This is a genomic window from Oceanicella sp. (genome assembly GCF_056449545.1).
The window spans coordinates 42,056-59,885 of the sequence record NZ_JBWOMN010000017.1 but is presented as its reverse complement, the minus strand read 5'-3'; the positions used below and the strand labels follow the sequence as shown (position 1 = coordinate 59,885).

The window sequence follows — 17,830 nt, the reverse complement described above, 5'->3', positions numbered from 1 at the left end:
TTCAGTCGGTGTAGTATTTGCGCGCCGCGTTGGTGCCGTAGCCGTAGCCGTAGCCGGTGTAGCCGTAGCGCGAGATGCGGCGCGGGTTGGCCTGGGTCAGCACCAGCCCGGTGACCCGCACGTTGACCTGCCCGAACAGGTCGAGCCCGGCGCGCACCAGATCGCGTCCGGTGGCGTTCCAGCGCACCGCGTAGAGCACCGCGTCGACGCGCCCGGCGATCACCCGCGCATCGGGCACCGCCAGCACCGGCGGGGTGTCGATGAACACGAAATCATAGCGTTCGCGCATGTCCTCGATGAAGGCGGCGAAGCGGTCGGAGGCGAAGACGTCGGCGGCGTTGGTCGAACTTTTCTGGGCCACGATCACGTCGAGCCCGGTGCTCTCGTCGTGCTGGATCACCTCGTCGGCCGGGGCCTCGCCCGCGAGGATGGTCAGCAGCCCGTCCTTGCGCGCGATGTTGAAATAGCTGCGAAACACCCGGCGGCGCAGGTCGCATTCGATCACCAGCACCTTCTTGCCCAGCATGGCGCTGTTCTGGGCCAGCATCAGCGTGGTGGTGGTCTTGCCCTCGCCGGGCACGGATGACGTGACCATGATCACCTGCGGCGGCCGGTCGATATTGGACAGCAGCAGCGAGGTGCGCATGTTGCGCACCGCCTCGGACAGCGCCGAGGCCGGGCGCGAGACGATGTAGTCCAGCACCGCGCCGCGTTTCTTGGACGGCGCGTCGGGGATCACCCCGATCACCTTCAGCCCGGTGGAGGCCTCCAGCTCCTCCGGCCCGCGGATGGCGGTGTTGAACAGCTCCCACACCAGCACCAGCGCCGCGCCCAGCAGCAGCCCGGCGATCCCGGCCAGGGCCACGATCAGGCTCTTGCGCGGGAAATACGGGTAGATCGGCGCGATCGCCGGGGACAGCACCCGGCTGTCGGCCTGCTGGATGCCCTGCTGGACCGAGGTTTCCTTCATCCGGCCGAGAAAATATTCGTAGAGCAGGCGGTTGGCCTCGGCCTCGCGCTGCAGCTGGCGCAGCTGCACCAGATCGCTCGATTGCGCCGCGACGCTTCTTTCCAGCTCGGCGATGGAAACCGCGATGCCGTCCGCCTGGGTGGTCAGCCGCGCGGCCTCCTGCGCCAGCCGCGCGGCGGCGGCGGCGGCGAGCGCGTCAAAGCGCTTGATCAGCGCGGCGCGGCTGGTCTCGACCGCGTCGCCGCTCGCGCCCTTCAGGGCCTCCAGATCGGCGGCCAGCCCGACCATGCGCCGGTCGCCGATCGCGCGCGCGACCTCCATGCGCCGGCTGTCCAGATCCTCGGCGCGCAGCAGCGCCAGCTGATCGGCGATCTCGGCGGCGCGGCTGATCGCCTCCTTGCGGCGTTCGCGCAGATCCTTGATCTGGCGGTTGGCGGCTTCCAGCGCCTCCTCGGAGACCAGCGAGGCGGAGGCGGAATAATCCTTCACCGCCGCCTCGGCGTCCTCGAGCTCGGTCTTCAGCGCCGCGACCCGCTCGGTCAGCCAGCTTGTGGCCTGCCGGGTGGCGGCGAATTTCGCCTCCAGCTGGTCGAGGATGTAAAGCTCGGCGATCTTGTTGGCGATGTCGGCGGATTTCTGCGCGCCCTGGCTTTCGACGCGGATGGTGAACACGTAGGACAGCGGCACGTTCTGCACCGCCAGCCGGTCCAGCAATTCGTCGATGGCGGTCTGGCGGCGGCGGAAATCGGGGTCCTCGACGCCGGCTTTCTCCGTCGCGCCGAGCAGGCGGCGCAGCTGCGCCGCATAGGGCGCCAGGAATGACGGCTCCACCAGATCGGGGTTGAATTCGGGGTCGTTCTCCAGAGCCAGCGCGGCGACCACGCGATCCATCAGGTTGCGCGATTTCAGCACCTCGACCTCGGTGTTGACCACCGAGGTGTCCCCCGACAGCCCCGACATCACCGATTCCAGGTTCACCACCTGCTCTTCGCGGGTCTCCAGCATCACCGTGGAGGTGGCGCGGTAGCTCGGGGTGGCGGTGAAGGCGTACCAGCCGGACAGGCCGACGACCACGGCGGCGATCAGCGCGATCGCCCATTTGGCGTTCCACAGCGTGCGCAGCAGCTTGCGCGGATCGACGAAGCCCTCGTCCTCGCCCTGCCCGACGCCCGGCTGGGGCAGGGCGTGCAGCGTCGAGGGCCCGTGCTGCCCCGGGTTCTGACCGGGATCCGGGATCGCCCGTTGCGTCGATCCGCTGCGCTTCGATGCCGATGAGAAACTGTTCAAGAGCCGCAGTCCTTATCCCGGTTTGCGCCTCTCAACGCGCGACGCGGCGGAAAATCCCGCTGCAAACCCTGCGAGGACTATGGGCTTTTGGGGGGAGGCGTCAACGGGGCGCGGGCGATCTTCGCAACTTCGCGGCGAGAAGACGCGCAGGCGCACGCGCATTGCAACATTTTCACGGCGAAACCATGCGGATTTCGCCGCATTCGCGGGCTTTCGCCCCCGCCGCGCCCCCGCCGCGCCCCCCCGCGCACCCACCGCCCGGCCTTGCGCCCATGGGGCATCTGTGGCTTGTCGGGGGCGTTCGAACAGCCGGAGGCCGCGCCATGACCGAGTCAGCCCGAAACCCCGATCAGACCCCCGATCAGACCCCCGATCCGGCCCCCGAAACGCCGACGCCGCCGGGCGCCTATGATCTGACCGGCAAGCGGGTGTTCGTCGCCGGGCATCGCGGCATGGTCGGCGCCGCCGTGACCCGCCGGCTGGCGCGCGAGGGCTGCGAGATCCTCACCGCCGGGCGCGAGGTCCTGGATCTGACCGACCAGCGCGCGGTCGCCGCCTGGTTCGCCGCCAACCGGCCCCATGCGGTGGCGCTCGCCGCCGCGAAGGTGGGCGGCATCCACGCCAACGACACCCGCCCGGCCGAATTCCTGCGCGACAACCTGGTGATCGAGGCCAACGTGATCCATTCCGCCTGGCAAAGCGGCGTCGAAAAGCTGCTGTTCCTGGGATCGACCTGCATCTATCCGCGGCTGGCGCCCCAGCCGATCGTCGAGGAAAGCCTGCTGACCGGGCCGCTTGAGCCGACCAATGAATGGTACGCCATCGCCAAGATCGCCGGCATCAAGCTGTGCCAGGCCTACCGGCGGCAATACGGCGCCGATTTCATCTCCGCCCAGCCGACCAACCTGTATGGGCCGGGGGACAATTACGACCCCGAGGGCTCGCATGTGCTGCCCGCCCTGCTGCGCAAGTTCCACGAGGCCAAGCTCGCGGGCGCGCCCTCGGTGACGCTGTGGGGGTCGGGGACGCCGCTGCGCGAATTCCTGCATGTGGACGATCTGGCCGACGCGCTGGTTTTCCTGCTGAAGACCTATTCGGGGGATGTGCCGCTCAATGTCGGGTCGGGCGCGGAGGTCTCGATCCGCGAACTGGCCGAGACCATCGCCGGGGTGGTGGGCTATCGGGCCGACCTGGTCTTTGACGCGACCAGGCCCGACGGCACGCCGCGCAAGCTGACCGACTGCGCACGGCTGCACGGGCTGGGCTGGAACCGGGCCCGGGGGCTGGAGGCGGGGATCGCCGACGCCTACCGGGCGTTCCTGGCGGAAGCGGGCTGAGGGCGGGATGAAGGGGGGCTACGGGTCGATCCGGTTGTCTTCGATCACCATCACCCCGTTCTTGCCCTTGCGCACCTGGATGGCGCGCATGCTGATCTGCGCCAGCCGGTTGCCCGCCACCCGACCGCTGCTGTTGAGCGCCAGCACCCCGCGCTGGAAACGGGCGATGTCGTTGTCGAGAATGCGGATATCGCGCGAGCGCGTCACATAGATCCCCCGCCCCACCGGCGGCGGCACGCCGCGGATCGCGACGCCGGAGATCCGCAGATCCCGCGAGGACACGATCCACAGCGCGTTGCTCCAGCGCGGATCCTGCGGGCGGGGGCGGAAATCGATCCGGACCCGCTCCAGCGTCAGATGCTCCAGGCGCTTCAGCTTGAGACTGGAAAAGCGCGCCGGATCGTCGGGATCCTCGGAGCGCAGGCGCAGGCCCGGCGCCGCCCAGGCGGCTTTTTCGAAATAGAAATCGCCGTACTCGCCGGGGGCCAGCAGGATCGTCTCCCAGCCCTCGGCGAGGTTCATGGCGTTATAGAGCCCCTCGGGGCCGGTCACGTGCAGGATGGCGGGATCCAGCGCATCCAGGGTCACGCCGGCGAGCAGAAAATCGGGGATGAATTCCGGACGGCGCAGGGTGAACAGCCAGCGGATCAGGTAATTGCCGTTCTCCTCCGCATTGCCGGTGATCTTGGCCGCGACCCGCGCCTTGCTGAAGCCCGGCCCCCGGTCGGGCAGGGACAGCCAGAGCCCATACGCGACGACAAGCGCGGCGCCGAGCAGGATCGCCCCCCGGAGCGCCCGCTCGCCAGGGGTCTTTCGCGCGGCCCGCGCCGGGGGGCGGCCCGGGGGGCGGCTTGATCCGGCGCGCCTGCGGCTCATCTTCATCGCCTCTGCCTGTGCGGTTCCGGACATAAACGCATGCAACCGGCGGGGTGGCAACGACGATCCGCGCCCCCCCTTTCATCGCGCCTTTCGCCCTTGCCCCGAAGACCCGCCGCCGCGCGCCTGTTTTCGCGCCATCGCGGGTCCAGGGACCCGCGTCGGGCCCCTGACGGGCGACCCGATCAATCCAGGGTGGCCGCCGCCGGCGGGATGCTCTCGTAGATTTCGAAATCGGCGGCGTAGACCCGTTCGGCCAGGCGTTTGCCCGCCGCGTCGTAATAGTCGCGCCAGTCGTTCCGGCGCTGGGAGGCGTTGTGCATGACCAGTTCGCCCGCGCCCTCGAACCGAGGGCTGAGCGCGGCCACCCCCGCCGCCATGTCGTCGAAACGATACAGATCGTCCACCAGCACCACGCCGCGGTGGTCGGCGACGAATTCCGCCTGCGGGCGGAAATGCGTGGCGGTGAACAGCTTGGCGCGGAACCACGGATTGGCCAGCGCCTTCAGGAAGTGGGCGAAATCCGGCAGATCGGCGAAATGGCGCTGCGCGAAGGCGATATGCGGCGGGTAGCGCGAGCTCCTGGTGTAATAGGCGAAGGCCGACACCAGCCGGTCCAGCGGATGCCGCAGGAAGGCGAATTTGCAATAGGCGGCGAATTTTTCCGGATCGGCGGCGCGGTACTGCACGGCGGAATGGTGATGATGCCCGTAGACCTTGCCGAACAGCGCCCGCTGGATGGCCTGGCTGCCGGTCTTGGGCACATGGATGAAGATCGCGCGGTGCTGGTGATTGAACGGCCAGTAGGGATCGCTGGAGAACATATGCGCCGCGTGCCAGTCGCGCACCCGGCGCGCGGCGCCCGACAGGTAGATCGCGCTTTGCGCCGCGGTCTTGAGATCAGCTTTCAGATTGGTCTTCAAGCCCACGCGCTCCGGTCTCCGCCCATGATCCCAACCCCGCCTCAAACCCTGGCCAACGGTCCCGAACGCGACGGCGTCGCAAGGCCGGGCAGGGGGGTCTTTCGCCGCCAATTCCGTTCCATACACGGTTCTCGTCAGAATTTCGTTACAGTTTTTGATGACCATGCCGCCAACGCCGCCCCGATCCGGCCCCGATCCAATCCGATCGGCGCCCCGGCAAACGGCTGGCGCGGGCCGGGCCGATCGGCTACCCCTGCGCGGGATTCGCGCCGGGCATTCATCCAGAAGCCGGACCGGACCGGCATGTTCGAACGCATAGTCGCGTAGTTTTTAGGGCCAGGACGCCATGACCGCCGATGCCAGCGCCGCGCAGGCGCGCCCTCTCAGCTTCGACGTGGTCATCGCCACGCGCAACCGCCCCGAGGCGCTGGCGCTGTCGATTCCGCTGATCCTGGGCCAGTCCCGCCTGCCCGGCAAACTGATCGTCATCGACAGCTCCGACGACCACGCCCCGGCGGCCCGGGCGGTGGCTCAAGCGGTGGCCCGGGCGACGCAGGCGGGGGAAACCGCCGCCACCGAGGTGATCGTCGAACATGCCGAACCGAGTTCGGCGCGCCAGCGCAACCGCGGCCTCGAACATGTCACCGCCGACGTCACCATCTTTCCCGACGACGATTCGCTGTTCCATGACGGCGTCTCGGCGGAAATCATGAAGGTCTACGAACGCGACGCCGACCGGCTGATCGCCGGGGTCTGCACCTCGGACGCGCCGGACCCGCCCCCCGGGGTGCTGCCCGAAAGCGCCTACGCCATGACCTCGGCCCAGAAGCGCGAACGCCGGGGCATGCGCCTGCGCAACCGGCTGGAAAAGCGCATGACCGCGCTGCATCCGTTCCTCTACATGGGCGGGCTGATCACGGCGCGGGCCGTGGCGCGCATGCCCGCCGAGCTGCGCGACTGGATGGCGCGCGAGGACGTGGTGCCGGTGGAGCTGATGACCGGGTTCCGCATGTCGTTCCGCAGCGACTGCATCCGGGCCTTCGGCTTCGATGCGGCGTTTTCGGGCTACGCGCTCGGCGAGGACGTGGACGCCAGCTTCGCCATGGCCCCCATGGGCGCGCTGGTGGGGGCGCGCAAGGCGCGGATCCACCATCACAAGCACCCGGGGCGGCGCGACAACGGCTACGCCATGGGGGCCAAGAGCGTCATCAACCGCGCCTATGTGATCGCCAAGCACATCCATGACGCGGGGCTGACCGGGGCCGAGGCCGCCACGGCGCGCGACCGCATGCGCAGCTATGCGCGGCTGAAGATGCTGGCGGCGCTGGCCTCGGCGCGCTCGACATACGGGCGCGATCAGCTGCGCGGCGCGCGCGCCGCCTATCGCGAGATCGCCGGGCTGTTCGCCGCGCCGCGCGAAACCCTGGCCGATCGCTTCGCGCAGGCGCTGGCGCGGATCGGGGATCGGGGGCCGGGGGGCGGGGGTCGTTGACGCGGCAATGGGATCGAAACCTGAATCAGGCTACTGAGTGAACGCAACATCGAAACGACGGGGAGACCCGGCGCCAATGCCGGGAACACGGGAGACAGCATGACCTTCACGCGCAGGCAGGCCGATGATGGCCGCGCGCGCCCCGCCGGCGCCGCCCTGCCCGACTCCGCGCCCATCCCCGCACGCGCCGCCGCGGCCCGCTCGGGGCTGCAGCCGGGGCCCCAGACGGGTCGGCAGACGGCGCAGAAGACGGGCGGGCGGGCCAAGGCCAAGGCCCCCGCGCCCGGAACCCGCGGCATGCCCATGCTGGCGGTGATCTTCATCGTCAGCCTGCTCACGCCGCTGCTGATCAAGGTGGGGCCGTCTTTCCTGTTTCCCTATCGCGTGGTGCTGCTGCTGTCCTTCGCGCCGCTGCTGTTCTTCTGGCTGGGCGGGCGGGCCGGCAAGCTCATGGCCTTCGACTGGCTGCTGGGGTTCTCGGCGCTGTGGTCGGTGCTGGCGCTGCTGATGCATCACGGCGGCGAGGGTTTCGAGACCGCGATGCTCTACCTGCTGGAATTCTTCGGCTCCTACCTGCTGGCCCGGGTCAGCATCCGCAACAAGGATGATTTCGCCGTCGTGGTGCGCACGGTGTTCGTCGCGCTGGCGATCATATTGCCGCTCGCCGTGCTGGAAGGGGTCACCGGCAAATCCATCGTCATCGAGATCCTGCGCGGCATCGCCAAAAGCTATCGCGACGTCAATATCGGCGAACGCATGGGCATCTACCGGGTGCAGGGGGTGTTCGCGCACCCGATCCTCTACGGCACCTGGTGCGCCTCGGCGCTGGGGCTGGCCTGGTTCGCGCTGGGGCACGGCAAGACCACCGGCCAGCGCATGGTCTATAGCGGGCTGGTGCTGGCGACGACCTTCTTCTCGCTGTCCTCGGGACCGCTGCTGGCCTTCACCGCGCAATGCGTGTTCATCGCCTGGGAAATGCTCATGCGCCCCAACCCGGCGCGCTGGCGGATCTTCGCGGCGCTGGCGGCCTCGGCCTATCTGTTCATCGACCTGCTGTCCAACCGCAGCCCGTTCCACGTGCTGGTGACCTATCTGACCTTCTCCACCTCCAGCGCCTACAACCGCATCCTGATCTGGAAATACGGCAGCGCCGAGCTGTGGCGCCATCCGGTCATCGGCATCGGCATGAATGACTGGGAGCGCCCGACATGGATGGGCGCCAGCCTCGACAATTTCTGGCTGCTGACCTCCATGCGCTACGGGCTGGTGGCGGGCGTGCCGCTGATGCTGGCCGTGGCGCTGATCATCCGCGGCATGGCGCGCGCCAGGCTCGCGGATCCGCAGGCCTCGGCCTATCGCGCCGGGATGCTGGTCAGCCTCGGCGGGCTGATCATCGCCGGAGGCACGGTGCATTACTGGGATTCAAGCCTCAGCTGGCTGATGTTCATGACCGGCGCCGGGGTCTGGACGATCGGGGCTTCGGGCGCGGCCGAACCCGCCGCGGGAAAACCCGGGGCAAAACCCGCGAGGGGCGCCGGACGCGCCCGGATCACCGCCCGGATCGACACCGGATCGGACACCGGGTCGGACACTGGGTCGAATGTGGGGGGCCCGGCCCCGAATGCGACGCCCGGGCGGGCGGGACCCCGCGCGGGGTCAATTCGCGCCGCTCTCGAACCCACCCGAAAAACCGCCCCGAAGCCCGCGGCGAAACCTGACCCCGCCCCCGCGCCGCCAACGCCGCCCCGCGCCGGACCGGTCCGCGCCGGCGACGCCCTGCGCCAGGCCCGCGACGCGCGCAAGCACCCGAAGGACTGAACGCGCGGAGGGGAGCACGGGGGGGGAGCACCGGGGGGGGGGGCGCGGAGGCGTCAACCGCGCCGCCGCCGCAGCAGCAGCCCCGCGATCGCGCCATTCGACGCCAGCACCAGCACCCGGGCCAGCGCCGCGGCGAGAAAGGCGGTTCCCGGCGACACCGCCACCAGACTGGCGAGCCCGGCCGCCAGCCCCTCGGACAGGCCGAGCCCCGCGGGCGCGATCGAGGCCGCCGAGCCCACCGTGGCGGCGACCGCGAAATACACCGCCTCCAGCGGCGACAGCGGCGTGCGCAGCGCCGCGAACCCGGCCCAGGCCACCAGCGTCGTCAGCCCCAGCGTCACCACCCGCTGGGCCATGAAGGCCAGCGCCGCCAGCGGCGAGGCGCGCCGCGCGATCCAGACCGCCAGCGCCAGGGCGCCGCCGCCCCCCGCCGCCAGCAGCGCCGCGCCAAGCGCCGCCGCGCCGGCGCTTCCCCCGCCCCCGCCGCTTTCGACGCCGGCGTTGCGCAGCAGCAGCGCCGCGCCCGCCCCCGCCGTCGCCAGGCTCAGCAGCAGCAGCGCCGTGACCACCACCGCCCAGGCGCTGCGCCCGGGCGCGGCCCCGGCGCGCATCAGCGCCGCGCCGCGCATCACCGCGCCGCCGGGGATCGGCAGCACCTCGGACGCGGTTCCCAGCGCCGTGGCGGTGAGCGCGTCGCGAAAACCGACGCGCACCCCGATCGCCCAGCCGGTGAGCTGCAGGCCAATCCCCCCCGAAACCGTGTAAAGCGGTCCCAGCACAAGGAAAATCGCCAGCGCCGGCCCGGGCGCGATATCCTCCGGGGTCAGCGCGATCGACCGTGCCGACAGCCAGATCCCGCCGATGAAGCCCAGCAGGGCGATGACGCCGAGCGGCCGACGCCAGCGCGCCAGCGCCGCGCGCGCCGCCTGCGCGCGGGCCAGCCATGGAGGGATCGCCTCGGGGCCGGGGGTCGGGGGCAAGCCCGGGTCCGGCCCGGGCGGCGCATCCCCGCCGGGCCGCGTCATGGCACGGCCCCCCGGCCATCGCCGGGCGCGGCGCCCGCCTCGACGGCGCATTCCAGCCCCAGCGCCGCAAGGGTCTCGCGCGCCACCCGGTCCCAGCTGAACCGCGCCCGCGCCGCCGCGCCGCCGCGGGCCAGAAAACCGGCGCGGGTCTCCGGCGGCCAGGCGGCGATCGCGGCGATCCGCACCGCCCAGGCGGCCGCGTCGCCCGGGGGCAGCAGGAATCCGGTGACCCCATCGACCACCGCTTCGCGCAGCCCGGAATGGCGCGCCGCCAGCGGCAGCCCGCCGGCGGCGGCGGCCTCGGCGGCAACCAGGCCAAAGCCCTCGATTTCGTGGCTGGGCACGTCGATATTGGGGATGATCACCGCCAGGGCGGCGGCGTATTCCCGCGCCAGCCGCGCCTGATCCAGCGCCCCCAGCCAGTCCACGCGCGGATGATCCAGCGCCGCGCGCTCGTCGGCGTCCCAGACCGAGCCCGCCACCCGCAGCCGGATCGCCCCCGGCAATTGGTCGAGCGCCTCGCGAATGAACCAGGCGCAGCCCTTGCGCGGCGTCAGCCGCCCTGCGAACAGCAGGGTCCCGGCATTCATGTCGGGGCGCGGCTCGGGGGGGCGCATGTCGGTGGCCAGCGCCACCACCGGCGCCCGGGCGAAACCATGCGCGCGCGCCAGGTCGGCGGTGGCCTGTGAATTGGCGATCACCACCGCCCGACCGCGCAGCATCCGCGCCCCGAACCGCAGCCACGCCCCGTAGGCGCGCCCCCGCAGACCCCCGCGCAGCGGATAGGCCACATCGGTGCCATGGGCGGCCAGCGCCAGCGCGCCGCCGCGGCGCCCGGCGGCCAGCGCCAGCGGCCAGCTCGCCATGTCCCCCACAAGGGTCGCGTCGACCGGCGCCCGCGCCCAGACCAGTCGCCAGGCGGTCTTCAGCCCCCAGCCGATCAGCGCGCCCGCGCGGGGCGGCGCGCCGCTTTCGCGCCCGGGCAGGGCGATGGTCTCCACATCGGCGCAAACGGCGAGCGCCTCGGACAACCGCAGGGAATAGGTCTCCATGCCGCCAAGCGCCGGCGGCCATTTGCGGGTGACGAAACGGATGCGAGGCCGCGCCCGGCGCGCCCCCGGCGGGGTGTTTTCAGTCAGACCCTGCTCGACCCGGCCCATCCGCTCGCAATCCATTCTTTTGAGTCTTGACCCTAACCCCGCCGCGCTCGCCATCGCCCCGCCCCGGCGCGACGTTATCCTGTCGGCGCGCGTTCCGCGGCTATCCCAAGGGCGCGCGTTCCGCGGCTATCCCAAGGGCGCGCGTTCCGCGGCTATCCCAAGGGCGCGCGTTCCGCAGCTATCCCAAGGGCGCGCGTTCCGCAGCTATCCCAAGGGCGCGCGTTCCGCGCGACGCCGGCAAAACGCCAGAAACGCCTTGTCCGCGTCATGCAGCTGCGGACAGCCGCTGTCGAGCCACATGCTCTGCCATTCGCGTTCAAGGAAATGCGGATCATAGCCCGGCGCCACGATGCGCGCGTCGTTGTAGATGTCCGGGTCAAGCTGGGGAAACCGCGTGTCCTGCATCTCCGCCAGCCGCTCGCGGGATCGGAACAGCACCATCTCGTCTTCCAGCCCGACGGTGTAATCGGGCAGGTGATCATGCTCGATCAGCTCCTTGATCATCTTCTTGAACACCCGGCGCGGGCTGGTGGAGCCGCATTTCTTCAGCAACAGGTCGAGGGAGATCTTCCATTCCAGCTGATGTCCGCAATGCTTGCGCGCGATCTCGTAGACCCGCCGCTCCAGCGGTCGGCGCAGGCGGAAATAGTCCCGGTGCAGCGTCAGCACCGATTTCGCCATGATCGCCCGATACATCCAGTCCGACAGCTTCACCGTCACGTTGACCATGCGCCCGTCGCGGGTTTTTCTGATGATCTCCCAGCTGTCGATCAGCCCGAAGCCGCGGGTGGTCTCCTCGCCGCCGGTGACGATGTTGGTGACGATGCGGGTGCCGGTGAGCCGCTCGAACGCCTCGCGCAGCCGCCGGTAGCCGTTGCCCGAGGTCTCGCGATTGGTGGCCACCAGCAGGTCATGGGCCTTCAGGTGCAGAATCTGGGAGGGCGATTCCCCGGCGTTGATCTTGGCGATCAGCTGCGAGATGCAGTAGATCATCACGTCCTTGTCATGGATCGTCGCCAGGCCCTTCATCGAGGGGGTGATCTCCACCATGACGCCGCCGTTCTCGTAGCGCAGGATGCGCCGGTCGGGGCGGGTGGAGAGCGAGAAGATCGGGTGTTCCATCGACGCCATGTCATCCTTGGGAATGGCGTCTAGCACGTCGCAGATGAAGAAATCCGCGGTGGGGTGGCGGTCGGGCAGCAGCGGCGGGCGATGCGCGCCGCCATCCCCCGAACTGACCCCCGAACCGATGCCCGCATGGATCCCCGCCTTGATTCCGGGGACCGCGCGGGCGTCCGAAGCGATCTGCGCTGCGCTCATATGCCTGCCTTCCGCCTCTCCCCCGTCCCGCCGTCGCCCGGGCGCTCGGCGCATCGTGGTTTCAGTGACGCCGGAGGATGGTTTCGTGGTTTCAGTAACGCCAGAGGGTAGTTTCGTGGTTTCATTTACACAAGCCTCATTATCGTGGTTTCGGATTCACCGAATCGTGCCTCTGGAATCGCCTGAACGTGCTTCTGGAATCGCCTTCGCCCCAAAATCCACTATTTTATAATTGTATTTCAACTGGATAGCCGCCTGTGGATAACCCTTAACACTATCTTTAACACGATCTAACACCCAGAGCCCCGGTCAGCCCCGAAAGCCTTGGAAAGACTCGCGAAGAAAGCCCCGGTCGCGCCGCTGACGACTCGGGCGCCATGGGCGAATTCTTCGCGCAAATGCCCGGGAACCCCGTTTTGTCCCGGGCCGACAGATCGAACAAAACAAAAATAATACATAAGATTCATTATCGGATATTTAGATGCAGACCAAATCCGGGACTCATCCGCATCTGCAAGGCGGGATCAGAGTCTCCCCCCGGACGGAATTGCAATGAACGAGCGCAATGACAGCGATGCGCCAGGCCGCGCAATGACAGCGATGCGGGCAGCGCCCTTCTGCACATGGGTCGAGCCGCCGCGAAACCACAGGATGCCCTTCGAACGGCTTCGCATGGTCGCAAATCTCGTGCCAGAACGGGTCTTTGTCAGTGACAAACTGGGGCAAACCAAAAGTCAGGCGCCCGACCTCCCCTTCAGGAAGGCCGCCATGATCGCCTCGCCGGCCTCCGTCACATGCCGTTCGAGCAAACTGCAGGCCAGCCCGACATTGCGCGCCCGACACGCCCCCAGCAGCGCCCGATGCTCGGCATGGGACCGTCCGGCGTAATCCAGTTCGGTCACCGCGATGCGCAGGTAGCGTTCCGCCAGGTCGTGCAGACCGGCGATATGGGCGAGCAGCCGAGGACGGCCGCAAGGCGCGATGAGCGCATCGTGAAACGCCTTGTTGCGCGCCCCGAACCCCTCGGCCCCCTGCCCTTCGGCCGTCTTCTGAATGGCGGCCGCCCGATCGATCTGCCGGTCGCTGAGTTCCGGAATCGCGTGTTTCAGGGCCAGCGGTTCGGCCACGGCGCGCATGTCGACGATTTCCCGGAACCCCGCCGCATCCAGACCGGCGACATGCGCGCCGCGATTGGCCGGCAGCTCCACCAGCCCCTCCTGCGCGAGAATCCGCAAACTGTCCCGCACCGGCATGCGGCTGGAGCGGAAACGCCGCGCCAGATGTTCCTGGCGCAGCGGCCCGCCGGGCGGAAAGACCCCGGAAATGATCTCGGCCCGCAGCGCCTCGGCGATTTCAGCGGCTCTGGCCCCGTTTCTGGTCCCGGCTCCGGCGGGTCTGTCGGTCATTCCGGCGGTTCCTTTCGGGGCGGCGGCTCGGTTGACTCCTCCGCAATGCCGCGCATTATGTATCCCGAACAAAAAATTGGATACAAAAAATGTCGAAAAGCGTCAAGCGAGTCGAGCGCGCCGCGATCGAAGCCGGGCTGGCGATCTCCGTGCAGCGCATGCCCGGCAGCACCCGGACCGCGGCGGAGGCCGCCGCGGCCTGCGGCTGCAATGTCAGTCAGATCGTGAAATCGATGATCTTTGCGGGCGCCGACACCGGGCGGCTCAGGCTGGTGCTGATCAACGGCGCCGATGACATGGATCCGGGCGCGGCGAAGGCGCTGTTCGGCGAATCCCTGATCCGCGCCGATCCCGGGCGGGTCCGAACCGAGACCGGTTTCGCCATCGGCGGCGTGTCCCCGATCGGCCACCTGACGCCGACCGAAACCTGGATGGATGCGCGCCTGCTGCGCCATGACGCGGTCTGGGCTGCGGCCGGCGCCCCCAACGCGGTTTTCTGCGTCAGCCCCGGCGACTTGCTGCGGGCGACCGGCGCGACGCTTTTCGAAAACGCCTGAGCCCCGCTTGCCAGAACCCCGCCTAGCCGGCGCTTTCGCCGAGGATCTGGGCAAAGGTCAGGGCCAGCACCTTGGCGTTGGAATAGATCCCGGCCGGGTCCACCCTGGCGCGGATGGCCGCCAGATCCGCGTCGCTCAGCGAAATCGAGGTCGCCACGCTGGCGATGGGCCTGCGCCGGTCATGGCCGATCTCCAGCCCGTCGAGCGCGCCGGCCTCCAGGCGTTCGCGCAGGATGGCGGCGGCTTTCTTCACCTGCGGGGCCAGCGCCCTGGCCTCCGGGATTCCGTATTGCGCGGCCAGTTCGCGCGCCTGCGCCACCATCCCCGGATCATGGAAGGGCACCCGGATCGAATGGTTTTTTCGCGCCGCCCCCGTTGCCGCCCCCTGCCCCGCCGCCAGGGGTTTCGCCGCGGATTTCGCCTTGCCGGCGCGCGCCCGCGTCGCCGCGCCGGGCTTGCGGGCCGGCGCAACGGGGGCGGCGGTCATCCGGTTGTCCTGGATCATCGCCTCCAGCTCGCCGCCGAAATCGGTGATGATGGTTCTGGTCTTGCGGGTCATCTCCGGCTCCTCAGGCTGTCTGCGCCGCGCGGGTCGCGGCGCGCGCGATCACTTCGTCATAGAGCCCGGACATGATGTCGAGCGCCCCCTGGTAGGCCCCTGCCCGCCCCCGCGCCAGCGCATTGGCGTCGGCGCGCAGCCGGGCGATGATCTCGCCCAGCAGCCCGCGGCTCTGCATGTTGACGATCGAGGCGAGTTCGCGGATCTCGGCGTCGAAATGCGGCGCCCGGGCCAGCGCCGCGCGCATCGCCAGCATGTCCACCGAGCGCTGCGACGGCGGCTTCATCACCGAGAACAGCAGCACCGCCGGCGCGACGTCGGCCCCTGCCCGTTCGATCTCCTTGAACCAGCGGAAGGTGGTCATGACCTCGTCCGCGTCCACCTTCACCGGGCGCGACGGCACGATGATCAGGTCGACGAACTGGGCCAGCGCGGTCAGGAAATTCGACCGCCCGCCCTTGGTGTCGATCAGCACCAGGTCGGCGGCGCCCTCGTCCTCCAGCCGGGTGACCGATTCCTGCAGTTCGTCGAAGGACAGATGGGTGCGGGTGGCGACCAGATCCGACCAGTGTCCGGTTTCGCGCCCGGCCTCTTCCCAGCGGCCAAGAGGCTTGTTCTGGTCGGTGTCGATCAGCACCACCCGCTGCCCGCGCGCGGCGGCGGCGCAGGCCAGCCCCATCAGCGCGGTGGTCTTGCCGACCCCGCCTTTCGATTGAATCGCCGTTACCACCAGCATGACGCATTTCCCGTTGCGGTATGTCAAAAAGCCAAAAATACAATACCGCGAAACCCGCTTTATGAAAAGCGCAATTTTGGAAAAATCAAGACATGAAAAAATGCAAACCGCAAAACCACAAAATTGCAAAAATATTTATTGAGGGTTGCGCAGCCCGGCAAGGCCGCTCAGGCGCCGCGCCGACCGGCAGAAACACTCCTGGGTTGCATGGGCGATCCGCCAAATCTAGGGCTTTTCATTTTCGCTTCATGGTGTAGATTTGTTAATGTTCGAGGCGGGCATCGGGTTGGCGCGCCCTGTTTCTGGCGTTTCCCGCATTTTCGATTCGTGGCGTTCACTCGGACCCCAAGCCGGGCCGGGCATTATTGCGGCGTATTTTAAGTAATGTAATCAGGTAGATGCTGGCCATGTTGGCGAATGCACCGCTTTTTCCAATGGGCTCGCCGTTTTCGCCCGCTTTCCGCTCCATGCAAGAAGCCTGTATTGGGTTGGGGACATTCATGAGCGACGCATTCATCCTGGAGGTTGAATCGAGCTGCCGCGTCAGGGTGAACATCCCCACACGCGCGCGCCTGTTCGAGACCATCCAGACCAGGTTGGACGACCGATGCGGCTTCACGCTGGCGACGCTCAATCTCGACCATCTGGTCAAGCTTCGCCTGTCCACGGTCTTTCGCCGCGCCTATGCCGCGCACAGCTTCGTCATCGCCGACGGCAACCCTATCGTCTGGCTGTCGCGTCTGGCGCGCCGGCCGGTCAAACTCATTCCCGGCTGCGAATTGCTGGAGCCGCTCTGCGCGCTCGCCGCCCGCAGAAACGTGCCGGTCGCGCTGATCGGCTCGACCGAAAAGGCGCTGACGCGCGCCGCCACGCGCCTGACCGACGCCAATCCGGGGCTGCGGATCGTGCTGCTGCGCGCGCCGTCGGGCGATTTCGATCCCAATGGCCCCGAGGCCGGCGTCTGCATCGCCGATCTTGCGAAATCCGGCGCCCAGCTCTGCTTCATCGCGCTCGGCGCCCCGAAGCAGGAGGTTTTCGCCGCCCGCGCCCATGAAGTCCTGCCCGGCTGCGGTTTCGTGTCGATCGGCGCCGGGATCGATTTCCTCGCCGGAACCCAAAGGCGCGCCCCGGCCTGGGTCCGCCGCCTGACGCTGGAATGGGTCTGGCGTCTCGCGACCAACCCGCGCCGGCTCGGGATGCGCTACCTCAAATGCGCCGGGCTGCTGCCGGCGCTGGCCTGGCGCGCGCTCAGAGTGCGCCGCACGCCGTCGGCGCAGGAACCCCAGAACGCGTAGCGCCGCGGCCAATCGCAAAACGCCCGCTGGTCGGGCCAGGGCGGCGGACGAGAAAGACGCTGGACATCGCCGGGCCCGGCTTGTCAGGTTTTCAGATCTTCATCCAAGGCCTCAGGAGATCCGAAACCCCATGGCAGCGAAGTTCCCGACATGACGCCCAGAGCCGCCCGCGCCCCCCTCCGCTGCCGCGCCGTCGCCGCCGCGACCCGCCTGTATCCGCTGAAATCCGGCTGCGGGACCTTCGCCAATTCGGCCTTGATCGACAGGCTCGCGGCGCCGCCGGCGACGAATGTCTGGATGAATATCGCCGGCGGCGAAATCCTCGCGCCGCTTGACGACTACATCGGGCGGGCGATGTTCTTCGTCGGCGATCTCGACCGGAAGGTGTCCTGGGCCGTCGAGCGTTGCGTGTCGCCGGGGGACACGGTGCTGGATGTGGGCGCCAATCTGGGGCTGATCAGCCTGCTGTTGGCAAAATGCGTCGGGCCGACCGGGCGGGTGCACGCCTTCGAACCCAATCCGCGCATGGGGGCCTATCTGGAGGCCTCCCTCGCGCGCCATCCGGCGGCGCCGGTCACGCTGCATCCGATCGCCCTCGGGTCGGAGGAGTCCGTCCTGCCGCTTTTTCTGCCCGCGGGACGCAACGCGGGCGCGGCCACGCTCGCCCCGACTCATCGCGCCGCCGCCGGGACGGTCGAGGTGCCCGTGCGCCGCCTGTCCGACTACGCTGCGGAGATCGGTCTGGAGTCGATTGATTTCATGAAGATCGACGTGGAGGGCTTCGAGGCGGACATGCTGCTCGGCGCCGCCGAAATCTTCGACGCCCGCCCCCCGATGGCCGTGCTTCTGGAAGAAAACGCCCCGGCGCCGCCGGACCGGCTGCCCGCGTCGCTCCGGTTTCTTCAGGATCGCGGATACAAGCTTCATGCGCTGCCAAAACGCCTGTGGTCGGTGGACCTGGTTCCGATCGATCACCCCGACGCCGCGGAGGCCCATGATTATGTCGCCTTGGCGCCCGGCGCGGCGGAAACCGTAGGAAAGCGCCTCGGCGCGATCTGAGGCCTGGCCA

15 protein-coding genes are annotated in these 17,830 nt (G+C 68.9%); 6 read left to right on the top strand and 9 right to left on the bottom strand.

The genetic code is table 11. The features are described 5' to 3' along the window. Position 1 precedes the first annotated feature (1 nt). A complete protein-coding gene (locus AC1HC7_RS03215) occupies positions 2-2,257 on the bottom strand; it encodes a GumC family protein (protein ID WP_479498671.1) in 2,256 nt (751 codons plus the stop codon). Positions 2,258-2,580: 323 nt separating this feature from the next. Between AC1HC7_RS03215 and fcl the strand changes: the two genes are divergently transcribed. Continuing rightward, on the top strand, positions 2,581-3,594 hold the full coding sequence (gene fcl, locus AC1HC7_RS03210; RefSeq protein ID WP_479498670.1) for a GDP-L-fucose synthase: 1,014 nt from the start codon (positions 2,581-2,583) through the stop codon (positions 3,592-3,594). 18 nt (positions 3,595-3,612) lie between these two features. On the opposite strand, the gene AC1HC7_RS03205 is transcribed toward fcl, so the two are convergent. Further along, complete coding sequence (locus AC1HC7_RS03205; RefSeq protein ID WP_479498669.1) at positions 3,613-4,470, bottom strand: hypothetical protein; 858 nt, start codon at positions 4,468-4,470, stop codon at positions 3,613-3,615. 185 nt (positions 4,471-4,655) lie between these two features. Beyond that, a complete protein-coding gene (locus AC1HC7_RS03200) occupies positions 4,656-5,393 on the bottom strand; it encodes a sulfotransferase family 2 domain-containing protein (protein WP_479498668.1) in 738 nt (245 codons plus the stop codon). Positions 5,394-5,739: 346 nt separating this feature from the next. On the opposite strand from AC1HC7_RS03200, the gene AC1HC7_RS03195 reads away from it, so the two are divergent. Continuing rightward, positions 5,740-6,885 (top strand): glycosyltransferase family 2 protein, encoded by a 1,146-nt coding sequence (locus AC1HC7_RS03195; RefSeq protein WP_479498667.1) that lies wholly within the window; start codon positions 5,740-5,742, stop codon positions 6,883-6,885. Positions 6,886-6,984: 99 nt separating this feature from the next. Beyond that, positions 6,985-8,703 (top strand): O-antigen ligase family protein, encoded by a 1,719-nt coding sequence (locus AC1HC7_RS03190; RefSeq protein WP_479498666.1) that lies wholly within the window; start codon positions 6,985-6,987, stop codon positions 8,701-8,703. A 53-nt stretch (positions 8,704-8,756) separates the two neighbouring features. On the opposite strand, the gene AC1HC7_RS03185 is transcribed toward AC1HC7_RS03190, so the two are convergent. The 4 genes from AC1HC7_RS03185 to AC1HC7_RS03170 form a co-directional block, all read right to left on the bottom strand. Beyond that, on the bottom strand, positions 8,757-9,683 hold the full coding sequence (locus tag AC1HC7_RS03185) for a hypothetical protein (RefSeq protein WP_479498665.1): 927 nt from the start codon (positions 9,681-9,683) through the stop codon (positions 8,757-8,759). Between the two features lie 41 nt (positions 9,684-9,724). Further along, positions 9,725-10,903: a glycosyltransferase family 4 protein gene (locus AC1HC7_RS03180; RefSeq protein WP_479498664.1), complete on the bottom strand. Its 1,179-nt coding sequence runs from the start codon at positions 10,901-10,903 to the stop codon at positions 9,725-9,727. A 189-nt stretch (positions 10,904-11,092) separates the two neighbouring features. Further along, a complete protein-coding gene (locus tag AC1HC7_RS03175; protein ID WP_479498663.1) occupies positions 11,093-12,208 on the bottom strand; it encodes a replication initiator protein A in 1,116 nt (371 codons plus the stop codon). A 734-nt stretch (positions 12,209-12,942) separates the two neighbouring features. Continuing rightward, the gene (locus AC1HC7_RS03170) at positions 12,943-13,614 is read right to left on the bottom strand and encodes a GntR family transcriptional regulator (RefSeq protein ID WP_479498662.1); all 672 of its coding nucleotides are present in this window, start codon (positions 13,612-13,614) and stop codon (positions 12,943-12,945) included. An 89-nt stretch (positions 13,615-13,703) separates the two neighbouring features. Here AC1HC7_RS03170 and AC1HC7_RS03165 point away from each other — a divergent pair, with 89 nt between their 5' ends. Then, positions 13,704-14,171: a YbaK/EbsC family protein gene (locus tag AC1HC7_RS03165; protein ID WP_479498661.1), complete on the top strand. Its 468-nt coding sequence runs from the start codon at positions 13,704-13,706 to the stop codon at positions 14,169-14,171. Positions 14,172-14,193: 22 nt separating this feature from the next. Here the strand turns inward: AC1HC7_RS03165 and AC1HC7_RS03160 are convergent, their stop codons facing one another. Beyond that, on the bottom strand, positions 14,194-14,730 hold the full coding sequence (locus AC1HC7_RS03160) for a hypothetical protein (RefSeq protein WP_479498660.1): 537 nt from the start codon (positions 14,728-14,730) through the stop codon (positions 14,194-14,196). Between the two features lie 10 nt (positions 14,731-14,740). Further along, on the bottom strand, positions 14,741-15,466 hold the full coding sequence (locus AC1HC7_RS03155) for a nucleotide-binding protein (protein WP_479498659.1): 726 nt from the start codon (positions 15,464-15,466) through the stop codon (positions 14,741-14,743). 500 nt (positions 15,467-15,966) lie between these two features. On the opposite strand from AC1HC7_RS03155, the gene AC1HC7_RS03150 reads away from it, so the two are divergent. After that, positions 15,967-16,761, top strand: a complete 795-nt coding sequence (locus tag AC1HC7_RS03150; RefSeq protein WP_479498658.1) for a WecB/TagA/CpsF family glycosyltransferase — start codon at positions 15,967-15,969, stop codon at positions 16,759-16,761. A 150-nt stretch (positions 16,762-16,911) separates the two neighbouring features. Beyond that, positions 16,912-17,820, top strand: a complete 909-nt coding sequence (locus AC1HC7_RS03145; RefSeq protein ID WP_479498657.1) for an FkbM family methyltransferase — start codon at positions 16,912-16,914, stop codon at positions 17,818-17,820. The last annotated feature ends 10 nt before the right edge of the window (positions 17,821-17,830 follow it).

What these genes read in the sequence shown, in the direction of transcription:
- fcl (WP_479498670.1), top strand. Translation starts at nt 2,581, where the DNA reads ATGACCGAGTCAGCCCGAAACCCCGATCAGACCCCCGATCAGACCCCC.
- AC1HC7_RS03205 (WP_479498669.1), bottom strand. Translation starts at nt 4,470, where the DNA reads ATGAGCCGCAGGCGCGCCGGATCAAGCCGCCCCCCGGGCCGCCCCCCG.
- AC1HC7_RS03195 (WP_479498667.1), top strand. Translation starts at nt 5,740, where the DNA reads ATGACCGCCGATGCCAGCGCCGCGCAGGCGCGCCCTCTCAGCTTCGAC.
- AC1HC7_RS03190 (WP_479498666.1), top strand. Translation starts at nt 6,985, where the DNA reads ATGACCTTCACGCGCAGGCAGGCCGATGATGGCCGCGCGCGCCCCGCC.
- AC1HC7_RS03180 (WP_479498664.1), bottom strand. Translation starts at nt 10,903, where the DNA reads ATGGATTGCGAGCGGATGGGCCGGGTCGAGCAGGGTCTGACTGAAAAC.
- AC1HC7_RS03175 (WP_479498663.1), bottom strand. Translation starts at nt 12,208, where the DNA reads ATGAGCGCAGCGCAGATCGCTTCGGACGCCCGCGCGGTCCCCGGAATC.
- AC1HC7_RS03170 (WP_479498662.1), bottom strand. Translation starts at nt 13,614, where the DNA reads ATGACCGACAGACCCGCCGGAGCCGGGACCAGAAACGGGGCCAGAGCC.
- AC1HC7_RS03165 (WP_479498661.1), top strand. Translation starts at nt 13,704, where the DNA reads ATGTCGAAAAGCGTCAAGCGAGTCGAGCGCGCCGCGATCGAAGCCGGG.
- AC1HC7_RS03160 (WP_479498660.1), bottom strand. Translation starts at nt 14,730, where the DNA reads ATGACCCGCAAGACCAGAACCATCATCACCGATTTCGGCGGCGAGCTG.
- AC1HC7_RS03155 (WP_479498659.1), bottom strand. Translation starts at nt 15,466, where the DNA reads ATGCTGGTGGTAACGGCGATTCAATCGAAAGGCGGGGTCGGCAAGACC.
- AC1HC7_RS03150 (WP_479498658.1), top strand. Translation starts at nt 15,967, where the DNA reads ATGAGCGACGCATTCATCCTGGAGGTTGAATCGAGCTGCCGCGTCAGG.
- AC1HC7_RS03145 (WP_479498657.1), top strand. Translation starts at nt 16,912, where the DNA reads ATGACGCCCAGAGCCGCCCGCGCCCCCCTCCGCTGCCGCGCCGTCGCC.